Below are 24,444 nucleotides of genomic sequence, written 5' to 3'. Positions count from 1 at the left end.
ACTCTCTTTTTTTAAAAAAGGAGGGTTAGGAACCACAACATTTCTAAGTGCTAGTGATAACGGGTATTATTGAAACCCTAAAGATGGAGACGATAACATGAAAACCGATTTGGAGACTCTATTTAGAGAGACACTCACGAAAGAACAGCTGATGACTCATTTAATGAACATTATTGAAAGTTTAACGGAGTTAGAGAAAAGAAGCGTAGACATAGAAAATATTTTGCTGGATAAGAAACATATTTTTCTTGATCACTTTTCAAATAGATTAGTATTTATGTGCTCTCCCATAAAAGATAATGTCTTTGAAAAGGTATCAATGAAGGAATTTATTAAAGAGCTAATTGCCTCAACTTCCTATGATGAGAAGGACGATTTGCATTTTTTTATTAAACTTCATAATTTCCTTGCAGGTAAAGAAGAGTTCCAGCTTCAGAAGTTTAAAGAAAAATTGAAGGAGTTCTCAACTGGAATCAGCGAGCGAAATATAACAGATACGGAACACAACTCCAATTTTTACAGTCCCGGAATCATCACGCGTGCTTTGGCACTCGGGGATGAGGGAACGACGGTTTTAGGAACACTTCATGAGCTGGATGATTATGAAGAAGGTACTACAGCATTAGGGATCGATAATGAAAGTCTGCTAAGACCCTACCTAATAGAGGCAGAAACAGGTGTGAAGATTGTTATAAACAAAGAAATATTTAAAATCGGGAGAGATCCAAAACAAGTAGATTATACTGCATCCAGTAAAGTAGTGGGGCGGATTCATGCTGAATTGATAACAGCAGATGGCGAATATTTTTTAATTGATAAGCATTCAAGAAATGGCAGCTATCTTAACGGAGTGAAACTGTCAGCTAATGAAAGGGCAAAAATTAAACACGAAGATATCATCAAGCTGGCAAATCAAGAATTTGTTTTCAAGGTATTTTAAAAGGGGGGGCAGCGAATGGCATTCTTAACAGCGCACCATACGGATGTTGGCATTAAAAAGAAAACCAATCAAGATGCCTTGTTACTCAAGACTGCTAAAACTCCAAAAGGTCCAGTCGGTCTCTTCATCGTCTGTGATGGGATGGGTGGTTTGTCACACGGTGAGCTGGCCAGTGCGACGGTCATTAGAGGGATGGCAGATTGGTTCGATGGAGAAATGCCCAGACTTTCACGCTCGGAAAACATCGAGGAAGAGATTTATTCAGAAGTAGAGAAGTGCATAAAACAATTGAATGAGAAAATCCTTCACTACGGTGAAACCTCTAAAGTGAAATTAGGGACAACCCTGACAGCACTTTTGATCGTTCACAATAAATATTTTATTGCACAAATCGGCGATAGCAGGGCATATAGCATTTCCAGATCAATTAAACAGCTGACAAATGATCAAACATTAGTAGCTCGGGAAGTAGCCCGTGGGAATATAAGTGAAGAACAGGCGAAGGTTGACCCGCGTAGAAATGTGCTGCTGCAATGTGTCGGAGCAACTAAAGAAATTGAAGTTGATTTTTCAACAGGTGTTGTCAATAAAAACACGGTATTTATGTTATGTTCGGATGGGTTCTACCATCAGATCACAGAAGAAGAGTTAGCTCTGACTCTTAAACCCGAAACGGTAAAGAATGAGCAGGAAATGATGGGGAAAGTTGTTCAGTTAGTTGAGTTAGTAAAGGCTAGGAATGAAACAGATAATATAACAGTTTTAGCAGCAAAAGTTTTGTAAGCAGCGGGGGCGTTTTACTTGATTGAAATTGGAGCGGTAATCGATGAAAGATATGAAATATTAAAGGAAATTGGCCGCGGCGGAATGAGTATCGTGTATTTGGCAATGGATAACAGGCTGAATAAATCGTTAGTGGTAAAGGATATTCGAAAACGCGGTTCTAGTAATAACGAACTTCTGATTAACAGCTTGATTGTTGAGGCCAATATGCTCAAGGTTCTTGACCATGGAGCATTGCCCAAAATCTACGATATTATCGAATCGGAGGGCGATATCTATGTGGTCATGGACTATATTGAAGGGGAGTCTCTTAAAGAGAAGCTGAAACGAGATAAGACGATTTCAGCAACTCAGGTAATTGACTGGGCAAGACAGCTGAGCGGAGTTTTAGAGTATTTACATACAAGAAAACCGTATCCAATTATTTATCGGGATATGAAACCGGATAATATTATGCTTACCCCTGAAGGGAAAATAAAGCTGATTGACTTTGGTATCGCAAGGGAATTTAAGAGTGAGAGTTCTACAGATACAACTAATTTAGGAACAAAATCCTATGCAGCACCCGAGCAAATGTCAGGCAAACAGACTGACGCGCGCACGGATATTTATAGCTTAGGGGTTACCTTGTATCACCTTGTCACCGGTAAGAGTCTAAATGAACCGCCATTTGAGCTTAAACCAATTCGTCAGTGGGATCCAACCCTTCCAGAAGGTCTCGAACATATTATTATCAAAGCTACACAGTCGGAACCCGCAAACCGCTATCAAAGCTGCAGTGAGCTATCCTACGATCTTGATAATATAAACAAACTGACTGCTGGGTATAAAAAGAAGCTGAAGAAGAAATTCTCAATCTTTTTCATTCCGGTAATCCTGTGTCTAGCCTTTACAACCATAACGCTCCTTGGATATAAGGGTGTGAAAAATACCCAGTTCCAGGATTATATGAGTCTAATCAATGACAGCTCGGTTTATGTAATGGACGGAGAGGAAAAGAAAGCCATTGAGATATTAGAAAAGGCGATTACGAGTGTAGATAAGCGCCGGGCAGAGGCATACATCAATTTACTAGATTTATATAGCAATCGAAATGAGAGTGATACGGGATTAGCGAAGATAGAAGCTTATATCGAGGATGAGTACGGTGATATCCATGAGAATGATGAAATCCGTTTTAAGATGGGGATGACGTACTTCGATATCAAACGCAACTACTCAGAGGCATTAAAGCATTTTAATCAAGTCGACCCAGAAGAAATCCCAGACGCAAAGTATTACGAAGCCTTAGCGACAACAATGATTTCGATGAATATTGACTATGAAAAGTTTTCCGAGAATCTGTTTGAATTTGAAAAATATAATGACACTCTTCCAAATGAACGTAAGAAAATAGATAACTATAATTCCTTAGCGAATATTTACATCTCGTATAAAGGACAAATTTCCGATGCTAATACAAAAGCTATAGAAATAATAGAAAAAGCCTATGAAGTTCTCCGTTTAGTAGAAAATGAGAACTTATTGCTGAGGTATGAATTGGATTTTGAACAAAAATTGGCACAAGCCTTTTATAGCAGAGGAGTTAATTCAAAAGACAAAGAGACTGCCAAAGAAGATTATGAACAGGCAATCCATCACTATCAGAACCTTTTAGATTTAAATGCGGAGAATGAAGAAGAAATTCTAGTCAAAATAGGTGTGATTTATCAGGAAATGGGTGACACAGCCGTTGCTGTTAAGCAATTCCAAGACGCAATTAAAAACGCGCCAAAGAGTATCGATGCCTATGTTAAACTTGGAAATCTATTATTAGATATCGAACAAAGTAAGGAAGAGGGCATCCGAAACTATCATGATGCGAAGCTTGTATATGATGAAGTAAATGCGCTGGATGGAGCAGGAGAGGATGAAGCTTTTAAGAAATTAAAAAGGAGGTTCGATAACCTGAGTATTAACTAGAAAGGAGACGGGAAATGGAGTACCAGATCATGCTTTACGGAGGAATGGCAGGTGCTGTGATTACCCTGATTATCTCAATTATTCTCTACATTAAAATGGGGATTGCGCAAGTGATTGAGGACTTAACAGGTGTAAGCCTGCGGAGGAGATTACAGAGTAAGAAAAAAGCACGGGTTGATTCAAATGAAAAGCGCATGACAAAAGAAATTATGTTGAAAAAGCAGTATGCCGGGGAGGCTTTTGCTAGTCAAGAAACAGAACTTATGAGCAGTGGTGTTCTTGAAACCGCCTTGCTTGATGATGGAAATATTGAAGAAACCACTTTGTTAACAGCAGACTTCGATGAAACTACGGTTCTATCTGAAAGCGAAGAAGAAACCTCATTATTACTAGAAGATGATTATTTCAAAAAAGAAGTCGATGTGATCGTTGTTCATACCACCACGGTCATCTAAGGGGAGTTTAATAGAATGGCAGATCGAATAGCTAGAAGGTACAAAAGTAACAAGAAGGTCATTTGGACATTAAGTATTATCCTTTTGCTCATTTCAGTGTTTGTATTTAGTACAAATGTCTTTTCGTTGGACGGAGCTAAGCGTTATATCGTGTTCAATGAAGACAAATGGGATATGGAGTCGCTTAATCAGCCAGACTGGATAACAAATAAAGATAGTATAACCTTTAAGGTAGATTTAAAGGAAGACTTTGAGAATAACAGTCAGGGTGAAGGTGTTTCGGGAGCGGAAGCACCATTTACGGTTAAAGCTGATTATCTAGGCAGTAAAATTACATCAGCCAGAATTGAAGAAATAAAGGATTCTGAGTCCGTATTTTTGGGAGAGTATTTAGTTACCATCCCATTACAGCCGGATAGCCCAGAGGGCAGCTTGCGTGTACAAGTGAATTTTGCTGAGGAAAATTCGTGGAACATCCCAGCATCAACGAATACCTTTTCGATATATCGAGATGCCGTTAAACCTGTAGTGGATGTATCTACGTGGTTTGAAAATGGCAGATTTGAAGACGGAGAGTTTACAAATAGGCCCGTCTGGATGAGTATTAAAGTAAGTGATAGCAATTTTATTCCTGGTGAGGATACCATTTCAATTTTAAAAGATGGGATTGCTTACGAACCTTTACAAGCACCCGTCTGGAAAAATAATGAAACGTACCTTGCCTTTGAGCATACTGGATTCTATGAAGTGAGTATTGCTGCTAGAGATAAAGCAGGAAATAAGAGTGATCCAAAAAAAGTAACTTTTGGGATCGTGAAACAAGGTCCTAGATTAACGATAAAAGATAAAAATGACAGTGGTTTTTATAAACAGGTGGAGCTGAACGTTGAAAGTGACATTTTCATTTATGATGCCACGGCGAACATTGAGAAAAGTGTCAATGGTGAAAAGACAACCGAAGTGAAAAGCTTTGAGAAAAAAGGTAAGAATGCTGTCCTTTCTCTTATGGAAGATGGTGAATACAAGGTAAGTGTCACCGTAAAAGACCGGCAAAATCTTGATCCAGGACATCAGTTAGGAGTTACAAGTTTTACGATTGATCAAACAGCACCGAGCCTTGCTATTAACGGTGTTAACGATCAAGGTGAATACAAGGAATCCAAAGAAGCTGAGATTAGTGTGAACGATGCGAATATCGATGAAAATAAAACCGAGCTTAAGGTAACAAGAGGAAACCAAGTCATAACTTATAAAGGGAAAGATGCTTATAAAAAACATTCCTTTACTGACGAAGGTGTGTATGTACTTGAGTTGAGCGCCACCGATAAAGCAGGTAATGCAGCGGCTAAAAAAGTGACGTTTATTATTGATAAGTCTGCCCCATCTCTGGATATCACGGGAGTAAAGGGAGGAGAAATTTACAACTCAGATAAAAATAAAAAAGAAGTAACAGTATCAGTTGAGGATTTAACGCTTGATTTAACGCAAACTTCTTTAAAAGTAGAGAAAGATGGAGCTGCTTATTCTGAAAGTATCCAGTTAAATCGCTTAACAGTTGAAAAGGCAGCGGCGAAACATACCTTTACGGCTGAGGGAAAATATAAGATTACCCTCACTTCCACTGATAAGCTTGGACAAGCTGCACCAGCAAAATCAGTATCGTTTACGATTGATAATACCAATCCGAAAAGTGTTGTTACCCTTGATGGTACAGTTATAACCGAAGATGAGATAGTAGTGGATGGCGAGAAAACAGTAAAAGTAACGGTAACTGATCAACATCATGAGTATTACAAAGTAAGTATAAAGAAAAATGGAGAAGAGTTTAAGATTGACCCATTCATTCAAGATGGTGAGAATGTTTCTACAAAACATTTATTGAAAGAAGATGGAGTCTATGAAATATCAGTAGAATCTAAAGATAAAGCTGGAAATGAAAGTATCCTAACCAAAACGATTACGATTGATACAGGAAAGCCGGATATTCATTTTAAAGGAGTTATACATCAAGAGCATTACAATAGTGAAAGTGTGGATGTAGCTGTCATTGTCAATGATTTCACATTTGATAAAAAGAAAACAACTCTTGAAATGACTAGAACAAATGGTGACAAAGTCACCGAGCTTAAACCAGGCAGCTGGAACATCTATGATTACTTAAAGTGGCTTTATAAAGGTGAAATGAACCTTTCTTTCGAGGAGGAAGGCGATTATCGAATTAAAGTAACTGCAGAAGATAGATTTGGAAAATCAAGTTCTAAAACAATAGAGTTTACCATTGATCGAACAGCTCCAAAGGTTGATATCAGTGGAATTAGCAAAGGTGCTTTTGTTAAAAGCGGTGAGGTGGTTATCGGAGTTAACGAATACTACTACGAAACCAATCACGTAACCGTTACAGTTCAAAAGGGTGACAGTAAAAAGGAAGAAAGCTTTAAGAATACGGGTGAAACATCGGAGCTCGTACTGCCATTTACCGAAGATGGAGATTATCAGATTAAAGTAAGTGCAGAAGATAAGGCTGGAAACAAAGCCTTAGTTGAAGCAAGCGACTTGGAGTTATCGTTTACAGTCGATAGTGTCAAACCTGTCATCAGTATCATCGACGAGAAAACAAAAGAAGAGGTAAAGAACCATTCATACGACACGGAAACGAAACCCGTTTCCATTGTGGTAAATGAACACAATTTTGCTAATAACAAGGTTCAGTATGAGGTAATAGAAAAAAATACCGTTACAAACGAAAGCAAAAGTGTATGGATTGGGGATTGGCGGAACGCCGCTGAAGTATCAAGCCTTACCTACAATTTTAAGGATGACTATGAGTACTTCATCAAGGTGATCTCAGAAGATGCTGCGGGGAATAAAGCAGACGAAAAATCCGTGACTTTTACTATTGATAGTATTAATCCGGTTGCAGCCAGTGACGGTATTGAGAATGATAAGAATTACCAGAGTACGAAAGCGTCATTTTGGGTAAAAGATACCAACATCGACATTGCGAATACAAAGCTTAACGTATTAAAGGACGGGGTGCCTTTTCACATAGGTGATATGGCGCTAAGTTATCCAACAGAAGGTGCACTAAGCTATACGTTTAAAGAAGAAGGAAATTATACAGTGACATTGGAAACCACTGATAAGGCGGAGCGAAAAAGCGTCCTTGGACCAATAAGTTTTATTATTGATTCTACCAAGCCTGTTGTAAAAGTAGAGGGAGTTGACGAGCACTCCTTTAATCCAGTGAACAAAAACGTCACGGTATCTGTAAATGAGAAGAATTTTTCCACAAATAAAGTTGAATTGGCAGTAACAAAAGATAACAAGAAGTATGAATTGGGGCAGTTTATTACGAATCAAAAGCCGCTTTCTACAATTAGCCATAACTTTACACAAGATGGGTTATATTCAATCCTTGTTAAATCGACAGATAAGGCTGGTAATGGACCAGTCACGGTAAACCGCACTTTTACAATAGATAAAACGAAACCAGCTATCGACATTACGGGTGTCAATCAAGATGCATATTACAATGAAGATAAGCGGGTTAATGTCGCAATCCGTGATGTTAATTTAGACATTAACAAAATAACCGTGACAAGAGATGGTGCCCGCTATAATATGGGAGCATTCTCACTCAGCCAAACACAGGCATCCTTGGTTCACAATTTTAGTGGAGAAGGAAAGTACCATATCTTAGTAGAAGCTGTTGATAAAGCTGGAAATAGCTTCTCCGAGCAGATGAGTTTTACAATTGATAAAACGAAACCGGTCATCACCCCTAAATTTAAAGGACAAACAAGAGTTATTAAGGACGGGGAATATATTAATGAAATTTTCACACCGGAATTTGCCTTAGAACAGAGTGATGATTCCATTGTTTCCGTTACTTTAAATGGTGAGAATGCAGGGAGAACGGCTCTAACTGCATCAAAGGAAATGGCTTATCACTATAACGTGTTAGCACGAGATAAAGCAGGAAATGAAACGACATTAGAAATTAGGTTTACCGTGGATACGACAAAACCGGCTTTATCGATCTCGGGAATCCTTGATGGATACTTTAATGAAAATGTAGCTCCAGTCGTTACCTATTCTGATGTTCATTTAGATCCAAATAGAACATCTGTAACATTAAATGGTGCTCCTTACAAAAACGGTACAAAACTAGAATTGGAAAAAGACTATGTTTTAAAAGCAACCGTAACAGATTTAGCCAACAATGTAAGTTCAAGAACAATTGTCTTTACGATTGATAAAACGTCACCAGTTATCAAGTTTAAAGAACCTATTTCCAATATGTACTTTAATAAGGATCTAATACCAGAAATGTTGATCGAGGATTTGAACGAATATGACATTATTGCTTTGACTTTGGATGGGAAGGAATATAATCTTGGCGATCCGATTACATCTGATGGAAAACATGTTTTATTCTTTGAGGTAAAGGATAAGGCGGGGAATATCAAGCAATTAAGTGTTGAATTTATTATTGATAAAAAGGCTCCAAAGGTAATTTACGAAGGTATTAAGCAAAATGAGCAATATTATGAGGCTGTTAAAGCCGAAATTCGCCTTGATAATCCAGCAGATTCAATCAAATCCATTTTGGTAAATGGCAAGCTGCATAACTTTGATGAGTCAGCCGATGAGAACGGTATTGCCGTGTTTACAACTACTTTCTCAGAAATTGATTCGTATAAAGTGGAAGTAACAGCGGTGGATGAAGCGGGAAATGAAACGACTGCCGTCATCCCATTTGAAATTATTGAGAAAACAGCTTTAGTGAAGTTTTATGAAAATAAACCATTGTTTGCAGGCTCATTAATTGGGCTATTCGGAGTAATGGGACTAGGAATTACTGTTTTGGTTAGAAGAAAGAAAACCGTTCAAGTTGAGGAATAGAGTTCAAAGAGGGCTGTAAATGATGAGAATATCATTTGCAGCCTTTTTCTGTATACTGGAGGAAAAATATGCGCGTTAGATATGAAACATTCGCGGTACTCTTCCGTCTAATATTTATTGGAATTTTTTGTATTGCGTGATTTTTTACAGGAAATCTACAGAAAAAACGAGAATATAAAGATATAATGTCATTAAGACGCTAGAGGAGGATGTTACATGGCCCGTGAACAAATGAACCCGACCATAGAAAAGATTCTAATAAATATAGAAAAGGTTATGATTGGAAAAAGGAATGTAGCTGAACTTAGCCTGATCGCTTTACTGGCTGAAGGTCATGTGCTGCTAGAGGATGTACCTGGTGTGGGGAAGACGATGATGGTTCGTGCACTGGCGAAGTCCGTTAATGCTAACTTCCGGAGAATCCAGTTTACACCTGACCTGTTACCTTCAGATGTGACTGGAATTTCAATTTATAATCCAAAGGAGATGGAATTTGAATTTCGTCCAGGACCGTTGATGGGGAATATTATCCTTGCAGATGAAATTAACCGTACCTCTCCTAAAACCCAGTCTGCTTTACTAGAAGGGATGGAGGAGGCAAGTGTAACGATTGATGGAGTTACACATCGATTGCATAAACCTTTCTTTGTTATGGCCACTCAAAATCCAATAGAATATGAAGGTACTTATCCATTGCCGGAAGCTCAGCTGGACCGCTTTTTATTGAAGATGAAAATGGGCTATCCTGATGTAGATGAAGAAATAGAAGTTCTTAACCGGGCACAAAAGGTTCCGCCAATTGAAGAACTATATCCTGTCATTGACCTTGATGGATTAATAGCTTTGCAGAAGGAAATAAAAGAGGTTTACGTGGATGAGACAATCAAACGGTATATCGTGGATATTGTTAATCAGACTAGACGCTTCTCAGGGGTTTATCTTGGGGCTAGTCCAAGGGGCTCAATCGCTTTAATGAAAGCGGCACAAGCCTATGCCTTCATGTATGGCCGTGACTTTTGTCTTCCGGACGATATTCAATATTTAGCACCATATGTTTTGTCGCATCGAATTATTTTAAAATCAGAAGCTAAGTTTGAGGGAATAACGGCAGAAGAAATCGTCAACCGAGTGATTGCAAGAATTCCGGTTCCTGTCCAAAGGCTTGTGAAGTAATGATGAAAAAGCTGTGGAATCCATTCAAAAAAGTATGGAGATTTGTCGTCTTACTATTTTTGATACTGCTTACGTTTTCCTATGCTATGTTTCAAGGAGGGTTTGTAAGCTGGTTTTTATTTTATAGTTTTTTGCCTTTTGGCATCTATTGTGTTGCCCTGTCATTTTATTCTCTAAATGAGCTGGAGATTACGCGTGAGATACCAAAAACAGACTATAATGCGGGTGAATCTTTAACGGTTACTGTAACTGTGAAGAGAAACTCAATCTTCCCTATCTTCTATTTGCTGATTGAAGATAAATTAAGTGACGCACTTTTTCATCGAGAGCAGAATAAGAAAGCACGGGCGCTACTATTACCTGGATTTAGGAAGGAATTTTCCTACGAATATCTGATTGATGAACTGCCGCGTGGTGAACATATATTTGACAGCTTTATTGTTCGAACCGGTGACATTCTTGGTTTAGTAGAAAAAGAGAAGGTTCATTCTATAGAGAGTAAAGTTATCGTCTATCCAGCTTATACGGAATTGGTTTACCGGCCATTTGAGACACATTTCGATCAAGGAATGACTGCCTCAAGAGAACGAGTCCAGCGTGATACTACACTAGCTATTGGAGTAAGGGATTACCAGCCTGGTGACCGCTTCTCATGGATAAACTGGAAAGCCTCAGCCAAACGTAACGAAATCATGACAAAGGAATTTGAGCAGCGCCAATCACATGATGTGTTTATTGTAATGGATTGTTTTTTGGATAAGCACTTTGAGGGGATTGTTTCCTTTACAGCATCGTTATTACGAGCCGTTCTAAAAAAGGGAGCACAAACAGGTCTCTTAACGATTAGCGGAGAGAGAGCATCCTTTCCTATTAGGGGAGGGGAAGATCAACTGCATCAGCTCTTTTATCATCTGGCTAGGATAGAGGCAAAAAGTTCTTCCTCGTTTGAGAAGGTGTTAGAGACAGAAGGTATGTTTGTCCAGCAAACAGTGTCCTTCTTACTAGTTACCGCAAAGTTAACAAAGCCTTTAATTGAAAAGGCAGGCTTTCTAGGACAAAGAAAGGGAAAGATTACTCTTTTTTTGATAAAAGGAGAAAAAGAGGCTCCTACTGAAAGTGAAAGATCACTTATCGCTCTTGCAAATGCTAGAAATGTCAGAGTCCTTATGGTTCATGAAGGTGAATTTGCTTCAGCCTTTTCGGAGGTGAAAGTACGATGAAACGAAGTTTTCAATCTTTTCTTGTTCATTTATTGGGGTTTTTGCTTTTATGGGAATGGCTTCGTCCGGTGGAACAATTAACCAAAACGGACCATATTGAAATGTTTGTTATTTTTATTCTTCTTTCATTTGTTCTATCCTTTTTAAGGCTAAAGTGGATTTGGCAAGTAATAGTAAAGCTTTGGTTTATCCTCTTTTCTGTTAATCTATCTCATTATGAAACAGGATTCTTTCAATTAGGCTGGTTGTCTTCCTTTTTTAGTGATTTGGCAACTAATTTTAGCATGATTTTTGCTTTAAATTGGCTGGGGTTAACAAATGAATTTCGAACCCTTTTGTTTTTTATATTGCTTTGGTTAATGGTTTATTTAGTGAATTATTGGCTATTGAACCGAAAAAGGATTTTTATATTCTTCTTCATGACCCTTATTTACATAACGGTTTTGGATACTTTTACGCTTTATAGTGCGAAAATAGCGATTATTCGAACCGTTGTTGTGGGATTTGCTGTCATGGGAATGTTAACTTACTATAGAATCTTGGTGAAGGAAGAAGTTAGGACAAATTCAATTTTGACTCGAAAATGGATGAGACCATTAGTATTAATGATTGCCTTTAGTGTTATCCTTGGGATTGTTGCTCCAAAGTTCGAACCAATTTGGCCAGACCCCGTTCCTTATCTTCAGGCAGCTGGTAATAAAGACGGAGAGAATCCAAATGGAAAAGGTGTTTCTAAAGTTGGATACGGTACAGATGATACTAAATTAGGCGGACCTTTTATTGGGGATGACAGTACCGTGTTTAAAGCAGAGGCGAAGCAAAAGAATTATTGGAAGGTCGAAACAAAGGATCATTATACAGGAAAAGGCTGGATTCCTTCTAGCTCAACTACTATTCAAATAGGCGGGGATGAGTTAATACCTGTCAGCCCTATTCCATCAGTGGTAAAAACCAGGGAGGAATCTGCAAGATTATTCTTATTTATGGATTATGAACACCTTATTTATCCTGCAGGTATCCAAAGAGCTCAATTTGAACGCAGCTATACTATGGAGATTGATGCAACCATGGAAAAGATTTCGATCTTTGGTTTTAATTCAAAACCAATTGCTCCGGATGCTTATGCTGTCGAGTATAAAATTCCACAATATGAAGCAAGTGATTTAAGAAAGACGAGTGTTGTTGACCCAGCGCTAATTGATGCTGATTTCCTTGCTCAATATACACAGCTGCCTGAGAATCTTCCTGATAGAGTCAAAGAATTAGCGGAGAGCATTACAGAGGGAAAAACAAACTGGTTCGATAAAGCAAAAGCGATTGAGCAGCATTTTAGTGGAGCTGATTTCCGTTATGATCAAAAGAATGTAGCTGTACCCGAGGAAAATGATGATTATGTAGATCAATTCTTATTTGATACCAAAACAGGATATTGTGATAATTTTTCAACCTCAATGGCGGTTCTGCTTCGAACAATTGGTATTCCTACCCGATGGGTGAAAGGATATACCGGTGGAGAGTTTCTAGAATATAGTGAAGGTGATACTTCGAAATCCATCTATGAAATCACCAATAATAATGCACATTCGTGGGTAGAAGTTTATTTTCCAAATCAAGGCTGGGTTCCTTTTGAACCAACGAAGAGCTTTACCAATAATGTCTCGATTAATTATACAAATCCAGACGGTACACCTGCTGCTGAGGAAACAACAGCACAGCCGGCCCCAAAACCGCAGCAGAACCTAGAAGAAGATAGCACAAGTACAACGGGTGAGAATCAATCCTTTTCATTCGATGGTATTTGGCTAAGCGTTAAAATATTTTTTAATAATCACTGGAAAATGATCTTGCTCTTATTTGCAATGGCTGCTGCCTCAGGCGGTCTATTATATCGATTACGGGGAAAGTGGATTCCGTATTTATACTTGCTTCAGTTCAGATTCAGGAGGAAGGATGAAAATATCGGCAAGGCTTACCTCATCCTGTTAGAGCAGCTAGAGCGATACGGACTAAAACGTAATAATGGTCAAACACTTAGAAGTTATGCCAAGTATATTGATAACTTCTTTGCTTCAAGGGAGATGTCAAAGCTGACCGATCGGTATGAGGAATATCTTTATCATCAGAAACTCCCAGAAGGAAGCTGGAAGGATTCGCGTGAATTGTGGGAAAATTTAATTAAAAAGACAATTGCTTGACCGGTAAAACAACCTATTGATACAATAAGGCATAAATTTTTATATGATTTTCCCTTCATATATCCTCGAAGATTGGTTCGAGAGTCTCTACCGGGTCACCGTAATGACCTGACTATGAAGGCAGAAATTTATGCTATAGCAATTGCTAGAAAGCTAGAATTCTGCCTTCCTGGTTTATATGGAGGGGGAATTCTAGTTTTTTTTTTGTAATAAAAGTAAATACTAACCTTATTATTTTAAGAAGAGGTGGCCGTGGTGACAAATACAGATTTGGTTGTTGTTTTAGATTTTGGAAGCCAGTATAACCAGTTAATTACCCGCAGGATTCGCGAGTTTGGTGTCTACAGTGAACTTCATCCTCATACAATTACCGCTGAGGAAATTAAAAAAATGAATCCAAAGGGAATCATTTTTTCAGGCGGGCCGAATAGTGTATATGATGAAGAATCATTTCGCTGCGATGAGGAAATTTTTGAATTAGGTCTGCCGATCTTAGGCATTTGCTATGGAATGCAGTTAATGACTGTTCATTTTCAAGGAAAAGTTGAAAAGGCGAAAAACCGTGAATATGGAAAGGCAGTATTGAACGTGCAAAATCAAACAAAGCTTTTCCATGATATGCCGAATGAGCAAGTGGTTTGGATGAGCCATGGAGATTTGGTTGTCGAAGCACCAGCAGGTTTTACGGTCGACGGTACGAACCCATCTTGTCCTATTTCGGCAATGAGTAATGAGGAACGAAAATTATACGCTGTTCAATTTCACCCAGAAGTTCGTCACTCCGTTTATGGAAACGAGCTGCTTAAGAACTTTGTTTTTAATGTGTGCGAGTGTAAAGGCGATTGGTCGATGGGTAACTTCATTGAAGTGGAAATGGCAAAGATTCGTGAGCAGGTTGGAGATAAGAAAGTACTTTGTGCCCTTAGCGGCGGAGTAGACTCTTCTGTTGTTGCTGTACTTATCCATAAAGCAATCGGAGACCAGCTGACCTGTATTTTTGTGGACCATGGACTTCTTCGTAAAAATGAAGCAGAAAGCGTCATGAAGACCTTTGCAGATGGCTTCCATATGAATGTTATCAAAGTGGACGCTAAAGACCGTTTCCTGTCTAAACTTGAAGGTGTCTCAGACCCTGAGAAAAAGCGGAAAATCATCGGCAATGAATTCATTTATGTATTCGATGATGAAGCAACAAAGCTCGAGGGTATTGAATTCTTAGCACAAGGAACGCTTTATACCGATATTATTGAAAGTGGAACTGCCACAGCACAAACGATTAAATCGCATCATAATGTAGGCGGTCTGCCTGAGGATATGCAATTTAAATTAATAGAACCATTAAATACCCTTTTTAAAGATGAGGTCCGTGCCCTTGGTACGGAACTTGGAATTCCAGATGACATCGTTTGGAGACAGCCATTCCCTGGACCAGGTCTTGGAATTCGTGTCTTAGGAGCAATTTCTGAAGATAAACTCGAAATTGTCCGCGAGTCAGATTGGATTCTCCGTGAAGAGATAAAGAAGGCTGGACTGGATCGTGAAATATGGCAATACTTTACGGTACTCCCTGATATTCGCAGTGTTGGTGTAATGGGCGATGCCAGAACATATGATTATACAATCGGGATCCGTGCTGTCACTTCTATCGATGGGATGACTTCTGACTGGGCTCGGATTCCATGGGATGTGCTCGAAGTGATATCGACGCGGATTGTGAATGAAGTTCCTCATGTTAACCGGGTGGTCTATGACATTACAAGTAAGCCGCCTGCAACCATTGAATGGGAATAAATATTGGATAATAGTTCTAAAAGCGAACGTTTTTAAATATAATTTTAAAAACGTTCGCTTTTTGTATTTACAAAGAGAAAGTTCCTTGGTAATATAAAGGGGAAGTAAATAATTTGTCGATTTATCTCGTATAATCTTGGGAATAGGGCCCAAAAGTTTCTACCGAGCCACCGTAAATGGCTTGACTACGAGGCAGTGTTATGAAAAGAGGTTGTTCCTCTATTTATTTACACTAGCCCCAAGTCAAGCGTTCCGGTAGATATCGGAACGTTTTTTGTTTTATAAAAGAAAGATTTATAGGGGGAAAAGTAAATGCAAAAATATTTTATGTTTAAAGAATTGGGGACGAATTATCGCCGTGAGATTATTGGCGGCATGACTACCTTCTTGGCAATGGCCTATATATTAGTGGTAAACCCGCTTACGCTGACACTATCAAGTGTACCGGACTTACCAGATGCACTTAGAATGGATTATGGAGCAGTATTTGTGGCAACAGCTTTAGCTGCGGCAATCGGGTCCCTTATTATGGGGTTACTCGGAAAGTACCCGCTTGCTTTGGCACCAGGTATGGGATTAAATGCCTTCTTCGCTTATACGGTAGTACTAGGCAGCGGTATTCCATGGCAGCATGCGTTAGGTGCAGTATTCATTTCAGGTGTATTTTTCTTCTTATTAACACTTACAGGATTACGCGAGAAGTTAATTAATGCGATTCCAATTGAGTTAAAACATGCGGTTGGGGCAGGTATTGGTTTATATATTACCTTCATTGGATTGCAAAGTGCGGGTATTGTAGTAAATAATGATGCGACACTTGTTGGATTAGGTGATTTAACAGCTGGACCGACGTTGCTTGCTATTTTTGGAATTATTGTTACGGTTATTTTGATGACTAGAGGATTTAATGGAGCAGTTTTTGTCGGAATGATTATTACGGTTATCGTCGGAATGATTCTTAACTTGATTGACACTCCTGATAAAATTGTTGATACCGTTCCAAGTATAGCACCTACCTTTGGAGCTGCGTTTTCTTCTTTAACTGATAGTTCGTTCTACTCAATGGCAATGCTCGGAATTATCTTGACTATATTGTTTGTTGATTTCTTTGATAATGCAGGGACACTAGTAGCGGTTGCGAATCAAGCTGGAATGATCAAAGACAATAAATTACCACGTGCAGGCAGAGCTTTAATTGCTGACTCAGTGGCAACAACTGTGGGTGCAGTCCTTGGTACTTCAACAACAACATCTTATATCGAGTCATCTGCCGGGGTAGCGGCGGGTGCAAGGACAGGATTTGCTTCACTTGTTACAGCAGCATTGTTTATTCTATCATTATTTTTCTTCCCGTTACTGTCAGTAGTTACAGCGGCAGTAACAGCACCAGCTTTAATCATTGTTGGGGCTTTAATGGTGGGTTCTTTAGGAAAAATCGAATGGACGAAATTTGAAGTGGCAGTACCAGCCTTCCTTACTATGATTGCGATGCCTTTGACATATAGCATTGCAACAGGTATTGCTGTTGGATTTATCTTTTACCCAATTACGATGATCGTTAAAGGCAAAATGAAAGATGTTCATCCAATTATGTATTTCTTCTTCGTCATTTTCGTTCTATATTTCATTTTCTTACAATAGTAATGCAAAAAAAGTCTGTGATCATCACAGGCTTTTTTTTTTTGCTGTGAAACTTTTCACAAAATATTTCTATTTTCCATAAAAATAGATAAAAATTCCCATTTTCTGCTGTATGATAGAGGTATATAAGGAAATTGTTGGGAGTGTTGAAAATGGACATTTTAAATGTTCAAGGACTGAAAAAAAGCTTTGGAAAGATGGAAGCAGTGAAGGGTGTGTCCTTTGCGGTTAAGAAAGGCGAGTCTTTTAGTTTGCTTGGTCCTAATGGTGCGGGGAAGTCGACCACGATCAATATGATCACCGGTTTATATCCACCTGCCTCAGGAAGTATCCAAATTGCAGGTGTGGATGTTGTCAAACATCCAAAACAAGCCCAAAAGTCGATTGGTGTTGTCCCTCAGGAAATCGCACTTTATGAGACATTATCAGCAAGAGAAAATTTGAAATTTTGGGGGAGGATGTATGATTTATCCGGCAAAGCCCTTGAAAAAGCTGTGGATGAAGTCCTTGAAATCATTGGACTGTCGGACCGTGCTAAGGATAAAGTCAATACTTTTTCTGGCGGAATGAAGCGAAGGGTAAATATTGGTGCAGCCATTTTACATAAACCAGAAGTATTAATCATGGATGAACCAACGGTCGGAATTGATCCACAGTCAAGAAACCATATCCTAAACACAGTAAAATCCTTAAATCAAAATGGGATGACTATTATTTATACTAGTCACTATATGGAAGAAGTGGAATACCTTTGTGAACGGATTGGGATCATTGACCATGGGGAGTTAATTGCTTGCGGCACCCTGCGAGAATTGAGGGAGACCATCGGTGACCGTTCAAGAATAAACATTTCTCTAGAAAATGAAAGGCCATTTCATATAGAAGCTGCTAGTTTAATAGATAATCTCGTTTTGAAAGAAGATGTTGTGATGAAGGATCGTTTACTTACCGTTTTTCATAAAGAACCGCAATCGATTCTAAGCGAATTAATCCAGTTAATTACAAAAAACGGAACGAAGGTTACTTCGGTGGAAATTGTTGAACCCAACCTGGAAAGTGTCTTTTTGCATTTAACTGGACGAAGTTTAAGAGATTAGGGGGGATACCGATGACTTACTGGTGGCTGGCATGGAAAGATTTACTGATGATTGTTCGTGATAAACAGGCTTTATTAACGTTAATTGCGATGCCTCTCTTGTTAATTGCTATTTTAGGGTCTGCATTTGGCGATATGATGGATGGGGATCAAGATGTAACGATTGAAAAATTCTCATTAGGAATTGTTAATTTAGACCAGGGACAGTTAGGCGGAGTACTATCAGAACAGGTTTTTAAAAAGGAACTAGCTGACCAAATAAAGGTTGTGTATTTTCAAGAAGATGATATGTATCAGAATATAAAAGACCATAAACTTGATGTAGGAATTGTTATTGATGAGAACTTTACTGCTTCCTTGATGGCGGGAGAACAAGCGCGTGCAAAGCTAATATCAGTCCCTGACCCTGGTATTAAAACGACCATCGTCTCAAGTGTAATCGAGCAGTTTACACAAACGATACCAATTCAGGCAATGTCGGCAAATATGGCACTGCCTGTGCAAGGTAATGCCCTCTCAGAAGAATCCGCCCAAGTATTACTCAATGAAAAATCAATTAATTCAGGTTCCAATCCAGTTAGTTCTTTTCAGTACTATGCAGCTGCGATGGGGGTAATGTTCCTGCTAATGACTGTCGTTCAGGGCGTTTCAGCATTGATTCTTGAAAAAGAGCAAGAGGTATATAAACGCTTGCTGATATCAAATCTAACCTACATAAATTATTTAACTGGAAAAATGATTGGTTTAATTGTTATAGCTTTACTGCAGGCATTTGTCATTATTATTGGTACAAAGCTTATATTTGGGGTTGATTGGGGTGGTTCTATCGCTGGTGTTGTATTAATGACATTTGCCTTTGTTATAAGTGCTTGTGGCTTAGGTGTATTGGCAGGCTCTTTTATCAAAACAGAGAAAGCCTTTAACGCGGCAGGAATGTTAGGGACGCAAATCCTTGCTGCCTTAGGCGGAAGCATGGTGCCCCTGTATATATTTCCGGATTGGTTAGTATCTGTTTCTAAAATATTGCCGAATGGTCTCGCACTACAAAGTTATTTGGATTTAATGTCTGGATCGCCTTTTAGAGAAATAATACCTGCAGTATTAAGTTCGATTGGATTAGGGCTATTGTTTTTTGCAATAGGATTATTCCGCCTTTCAATGGAAAGGAGGGGTAAGTATGCGTAGGGTCTGGGCAATAGCATGGCCTCATATAAAGGAACTTTTTAAATCACCTGGAGCTGTTATCATGATGTTTATTCTTCCGGGTTTATTCGGCTGGATTTTTGGTGGGATTTCAATGGAGTCACAGCAAACAAAACCAGTGGTAGACGTTGTAATGAATGACGAAGAAAATAGTACTGAAATCTTTAATGTATTGAAAAAGAATGAACATTACCGGTGGAATAAAGAAACATTACAAAAAGCAAAAGCTCATGTAAAAGAGGAGGATACAGTCGCTGCAATTGTCATTCCAGCCAATATCCAGGGGGAAATTGAAAAAGGGCAGCCTGTGTTTGATGTGATTCTTCGCAGCAGGACAGAAAATTACATTGCTTTAGAGCCGCATTTGCAAGGTGCTGCGAACTTAATTTTTACCTCTTATCGGACCATGGAGGGAAGTGATTCCCTTCGTATGACGGAATTATTGGAGGCAGCCGCATCGAGTAAGGGAGTGGCCATTGAACAGCAAACGGTCCAAAAGGATCAAAATAGTACAGTAGAAGTCAATTTAATGTTTGTTGGTTTTGCTATTATGTTTATGATGTTTGGTCTTTCTGGTGCTGCCTCGACAATTCTAGATGAAAGAATCGGCGGAACTTGGGGGCGGCTGATGGTAACCCCCGCAAGCAGGCTGCAGATTAGTTTAGGATATTTAATTGCATATTTTGTTATGGGCTGGATCCAGTTTGCAGTGTTAATGGCTGCCATGACCCTGCTATTTGACACCGCTTGGGGAAAATTAACCTATATGATCCCATTTGCTTCATTAGTGATACTATGTGTAGTTGGCTTTGGTCTTATGATTGCTGGGATTGTAAAGACAAAACAGCAAGCAGGTGCCATTGGGGCAGTGCTAATAGTGAGCACCTGTATGCTTGGAGGAGTTTATTGGCCAATTGACCTTGTTCCAGAGTTTATGCAAAAAATTTCTTTAGCTGTTCCCCAAAGCTGGGCCATGTCAGGTTTTAAGGAAATTATCAGCGGCAGTCTTCATTCTGCTGCACTCATAAAGGATACACTAGCGTTATTCGGGTTTACGGTGGTTTTCTTTGTAATAGCATTGAGAGGAATTACGTATAAATAATGGTTGTCGAATATTGTCGTTGACATCTTGTTTTGACTCTTATAACATGGGATACAAAGATAAATTGGACGAAAAGGGGGAAGGGTCATGGTGAAGCTGTTGATTGATAAAGTGTTAAATAACAATGTTCTAATAGCTGAACACCCTTCCTATGAAGAAGTAGTTTTGATCGGAAAAGGAATTGGTTTCAGTCGCAAACATGGAGATTTTATTGAAACCGATTCCGTTGAAAAACTATTTGTGCTTAAAAATGAAAAGGAACAACAAAATTATATTAAATTACTTCCTTTTATTGATAATGAATTATTAGAAGTGATTATATCTGCTATTGGTCTGATTAAGCAAAGAACAAATACCCATTTAGATGAACATATTCATGTAGCGTTAACAGACCATCTAATGTTTGCGATTTCTAGAGCAAGAAACGGACTGGAAATAAGTAATCCGTTTCTGGTTGAAACGAAAACGCTTTATCGTCATGAATATGAAATTGCTACTGAGGTTGTACAGCTAATCAATGAAAAGACAGGAGCTAACCTGCCTATTGGAGAAGTTGGTTTTATTGCTCTCCATATTCATAGTGCAATGACTAAAAAGAACCTATCTGATGTAAATCAACATTCCCAGTTAGTCAGCAGGCTGGTAAAAATGGTTGAAGAGCAGTTTGAAATTGATATAGATAAAGAAAGCATCGACTATATGAGGCTTGTGCGTCACCTTCGTTTCACGATTGAAAGAGTCGTGAAAGGGGAAAAAGTAGAGGAACCAGAAAAAATAAATTCCCTATTGAAACAAGAATATCCAGTATGCTATAATCTTTCATGGAAGCTCATTAAAGTGATGCAACAAACATTGAAATTAAAGGTATTTGATGCAGAAGCGGTGTACTTAACCATGCATTTGCAAAGAATACAGAAAAAATTTAAATAGCATTTATTTTTTACGTGTTACTGATTCGATCAGGCATGAGTGAAAAGTATTAATTGAACTAAAGGTTTTTGGGTAATCTATACCCGTAGCCTTATTCAATTGAACTTTTACTCATGCCTTTTTTGTGTTTTTGTGGTAAATGAAAACGCTTAATGAGCGATATTAAAAAGTTGGAGGTAGATTTTATGTTTAAAAAAGCTTTTGGCGTCTTACAAAAAGTCGGTAAAGCATTGATGCTGCCGGTTGCTCTTTTACCTGCAGCAGGTATTTTGCTTGCTTTGGGAGCAGCGCTTAGAAACCCAGCGCTTTTAGAGTTAGCTCCTTTTCTGGATAATAGCACGGTTGATATGATTGCTGCTGTTATGCAAAAAGCTGGAGATATCATCTTTGGTAACCTCCCGCTGCTATTTGCGGTTGGTGTTGCTGTTGGTTTAGCAGGGGGAGAAGGTACGGCTGGTCTAGCGGCGATTATTGGTTACTTAATCATGAATGTAACGATGGGTACCGTCCTTGGTATTTCAGCGGAAGATGTAAATGGTCTAAGTTACGCGAATGTTTTAGGAATTCCGACACTGCAAACTGGAGTATTTGGCGGTATTATTGTCGGTATACTAGCAGCAGCAATGTACAATAAGTTTTTTGAAATCGAATTACCATCTTATTTAGGGTTCTTCGCTGGAAAACGCTTTGTTCCAATTATTACGGCAGCTTCTGCTCTTGTTTTAGGGTTGTTGATGATTTTCATTTGGCCGCCAATTCAAAATGGTCTAAACGCATTCTCGCAAAACATGGTTCACGCAAACTTAACGATTTCTGCTTTTATCTTTGGAGTAATTGAACGTTCATTAATTCCTTTTGGATTACACCATATTTTCTATTCTCCTTTCTGGTATGAATTTGGAGAATACGCGACAAAAGCAGGAGAGGTAGTTCGTGGAGATCAACGTATTTTCATGGCACAAATCACAGATAATGTACAAAACTTAACAGCTGGAACATTCATGACAGGTAAATTCCCGTTTATGATGTTTGGACTTCCAGCAGCAGCGTTAGCGATTTATCATGAAGCAAAACCTGAAAAGAAAGTTTTTGTAGGAGGTTTAATGGCTTCAGCTGCTCTTACATCATTCTTGACAGGTATTACAGAACCAATTGAATTCTCATTCTTATTCGTAGCACCAGTACTATTTGGTATTCATGCGATTTTTGCTGGTTTCTCGTTTATGGTTATGCACATGTTAGATGTAAAAATCGGGATGACTTTCTCTGGTGGATTAATTGACTATATTCTATTTGGATTAATCAACCCGCAAACGAATGCATGGATTGTTATTCCTGTAGGTCTTGTATTTGCAGTTGTTTATTACTTTGGTTTCCGTTTTGCGATTCGTACCTTTAATCTAAAAACTCCAGGACGTGAGCTTGAGGAAGAAGAAAATCAAGCGCCAACTGGTAAAGCTGGTTCAGGTGACTTAGCTTCTAATATTTTAGAGGCGATGGGCGGTAGAGATAATATTGCACATTTGGATGCATGTATTACACGTCTTCGTGTTTCTGTTAATGATATTAAAGATGTAGATAAAGACCAGCTTAAAAGGCTTGGTGCTGCGGGTGTACTTGAAGTAGGAAACAACATCCAAGCAATCTTTGGGCCTCGTTCCGAAACCATTAAAGGACAAATGAAAGATATTATGGCTGGTAAAAAACCTCGGACAGCAGTCAAAGCACCAGAAAAAGGTGTGGAACAGCAGATTGAGGAAATTAATCCAGATGCACTTCAAAATGCACGCGGTACAGAAGATCAAGGATTTATGGCACCTCTGAAGGGTGAGTTAAAACCAATTACAGAAGTTCCAGACCAAGTGTTTGCTGGAAAAATGATGGGAGACGGCTTTGCGATTGTCCCAGCAGAAGGCACTGTTGTATCACCTGTAAACGGAAAAATTGTTAACCTATTCCCAACCAAGCATGCAATTGGGATTCTATCTGATACAGGTAGAGAAATCTTGATCCATGTTGGAATTGACACGGTTAACTTAAAGGGACAAGGATTTGAAACATTAGTATCCGAGAATGACATTGTTGAACAAGGTCAGCCGTTACTAAAAGTTGATCTAGATTATATTAAAGAACATGCTACATCCATCATTACACCAGTTGTCTTCACGAATTTGGCAGAAGGCGAAAAGGTAGTAATTGAAAAGCCAGGTAATGTTGATTTAAAACAGTCAGGTATTATTAAAATTACCAAATAAGAAAAAAAGAAAGCCGGTACTCTTAGCTGAGTGCCGGCCTTTTTGTTTTTTTGGTACAAGGGGAAGTGCGGTGGTTGCTCAAAGGGGAGTTGAGAGCTTGTGAGCTTGGGGAAAGTGAGGGGGTGGTCTCTTATAGGGGAGCTGAGAGCCTGTGAGCTTAAAAAAGTGAGGGAGTGGTCACTCATAGAGCTGATGAGAACCTGTGAGCTTATATAAATTGAAGGAGAGGTCACTCATAGGGAAGATGAGAGCCCGTGAGCTTATAAAAAGTGAGGGAGTGGTCACTCATGGAGATGAGAGCCCGTGAGCTTATATAAATTGAAGGAGCGGTCGCTCATAGGAGAGATGAGAGCCCGTGAGCTTATATAAATTGAAGGAGCGGTCACTCATAGGAGAGATGAGAGCCCATGAGCTTATATAAATTGAAGGAGCGGTCACTCATAGGAGAGATGAGAGCCCATGAGCTTATATAAATTGAAGGAGCGGTCACTCATAGGGGAGATGAGAGCCCGTGAGCTTATATAAATTGAAAGAGCGATCACTCATAAGAAAAGAAAGCCTGCTTTCTATATTTATATTGAAGTAAAAAAGTGAAGGTAAATTAATTTAAATATATTGTTGACGGTTAGATGGTAATGGTGTTATTATATTTTAGCGGTCGTTAATAACGAGTTAACAACACGCAAGCGTTAAAAACTTTTTAAAAAAGAGTTGACGCAAAGTAAATCAAATGATATAGTAATAGAGTTGCTTCTGAGCGAAGTTGTTCACGAAGTAAAAGATGTAATATTGC

The 24,444-nt window shown here is 38.8% G+C and carries 15 protein-coding genes and 2 riboswitches; all 15 genes read left to right on the top strand.

What is annotated here, in order from left to right; genetic code table 11:
* The first annotated feature begins 97 nt into the window (after positions 1-97).
* The gene (locus SFC47_RS22005) at positions 98-940 is read left to right on the top strand and encodes an FHA domain-containing protein (RefSeq protein ID WP_411256680.1); all 843 of its coding nucleotides are present in this window, start codon (positions 98-100) and stop codon (positions 938-940) included.
* Between the two features lie 15 nt (positions 941-955).
* Positions 956-1,723, top strand: coding sequence for a PP2C family protein-serine/threonine phosphatase (locus SFC47_RS22000; protein WP_411256678.1), 768 nt, complete (start codon positions 956-958; stop codon positions 1,721-1,723).
* An 18-nt stretch (positions 1,724-1,741) separates the two neighbouring features.
* On the top strand, positions 1,742-3,685 hold the full coding sequence (locus SFC47_RS21995; protein ID WP_411256677.1) for a protein kinase domain-containing protein: 1,944 nt from the start codon (positions 1,742-1,744) through the stop codon (positions 3,683-3,685).
* A 14-nt stretch (positions 3,686-3,699) separates the two neighbouring features.
* Positions 3,700-4,140 carry a hypothetical protein gene (locus SFC47_RS21990; RefSeq protein WP_411256675.1) on the top strand — a complete coding sequence of 147 codons (441 nt, stop codon included), beginning with the start codon at positions 3,700-3,702 and terminating at the stop codon, positions 4,138-4,140.
* A gap of 15 nt (positions 4,141-4,155) precedes the next feature.
* A complete protein-coding gene (locus SFC47_RS21985) occupies positions 4,156-9,045 on the top strand; it encodes an Ig-like domain-containing protein (RefSeq protein ID WP_411256674.1) in 4,890 nt (1,629 codons plus the stop codon).
* A 216-nt stretch (positions 9,046-9,261) separates the two neighbouring features.
* On the top strand, positions 9,262-10,218 hold the full coding sequence (locus SFC47_RS21980; RefSeq protein WP_411256672.1) for an AAA family ATPase: 957 nt from the start codon (positions 9,262-9,264) through the stop codon (positions 10,216-10,218).
* Between the two features lie 131 nt (positions 10,219-10,349).
* Positions 10,350-11,438: a DUF58 domain-containing protein gene (locus SFC47_RS21975; RefSeq protein ID WP_411256670.1), complete on the top strand. Its 1,089-nt coding sequence runs from the start codon at positions 10,350-10,352 to the stop codon at positions 11,436-11,438.
* Positions 11,435-13,633 carry a transglutaminase TgpA family protein gene (locus SFC47_RS21970; protein ID WP_411256669.1) on the top strand — a complete coding sequence of 733 codons (2,199 nt, stop codon included), beginning with the start codon at positions 11,435-11,437 and terminating at the stop codon, positions 13,631-13,633. The genes SFC47_RS21975 and SFC47_RS21970 overlap by 4 nt, the downstream gene beginning before the upstream one ends.
* A gap of 35 nt (positions 13,634-13,668) precedes the next feature.
* Positions 13,669-13,768, top strand: a riboswitch (purine riboswitch).
* A gap of 120 nt (positions 13,769-13,888) precedes the next feature.
* Positions 13,889-15,424 carry a glutamine-hydrolyzing GMP synthase gene (gene guaA / locus SFC47_RS21965; RefSeq protein WP_411256668.1) on the top strand — a complete coding sequence of 512 codons (1,536 nt, stop codon included), beginning with the start codon at positions 13,889-13,891 and terminating at the stop codon, positions 15,422-15,424.
* A 106-nt stretch (positions 15,425-15,530) separates the two neighbouring features.
* Positions 15,531-15,632, top strand: a riboswitch (purine riboswitch).
* 104 nt (positions 15,633-15,736) lie between these two features.
* Entirely contained in the window at positions 15,737-17,065 is a 1,329-nt protein-coding gene (locus SFC47_RS21960) for an NCS2 family permease (RefSeq protein WP_411256667.1), read from the top strand.
* Positions 17,066-17,217: 152 nt separating this feature from the next.
* Entirely contained in the window at positions 17,218-18,162 is a 945-nt protein-coding gene (locus tag SFC47_RS21955) for an ABC transporter ATP-binding protein (RefSeq protein ID WP_411256666.1), read from the top strand.
* Positions 18,163-18,173: 11 nt separating this feature from the next.
* A complete protein-coding gene (locus SFC47_RS21950; protein ID WP_411256665.1) occupies positions 18,174-19,346 on the top strand; it encodes an ABC transporter permease in 1,173 nt (390 codons plus the stop codon).
* Entirely contained in the window at positions 19,339-20,466 is a 1,128-nt protein-coding gene (locus SFC47_RS21945) for an ABC transporter permease (protein WP_411256664.1), read from the top strand. The genes SFC47_RS21950 and SFC47_RS21945 overlap by 8 nt, the downstream gene beginning before the upstream one ends.
* Positions 20,467-20,553: 87 nt before the next feature.
* On the top strand, positions 20,554-21,396 hold the full coding sequence (gene glcT, locus SFC47_RS21940; protein WP_411256663.1) for a glucose PTS transporter transcription antiterminator GlcT: 843 nt from the start codon (positions 20,554-20,556) through the stop codon (positions 21,394-21,396).
* A gap of 185 nt (positions 21,397-21,581) precedes the next feature.
* Positions 21,582-23,651 carry a glucose-specific PTS transporter subunit IIBC gene (gene ptsG, locus SFC47_RS21935; protein WP_411256662.1) on the top strand — a complete coding sequence of 690 codons (2,070 nt, stop codon included), beginning with the start codon at positions 21,582-21,584 and terminating at the stop codon, positions 23,649-23,651.
* Positions 23,652-24,444: the final 793 nt, after the last annotated feature.

The organism is Neobacillus niacini (genome assembly GCF_046591715.1).
In the GTDB taxonomy this organism is placed as follows: Bacteria; Bacillota; Bacilli; order Bacillales; family Cytobacillaceae; genus Neobacillus; species Neobacillus niacini_L.
The sequence above is the reverse complement of the archived record's forward strand: the minus strand, read 5'-3'. Positions and strand labels throughout refer to the sequence as shown.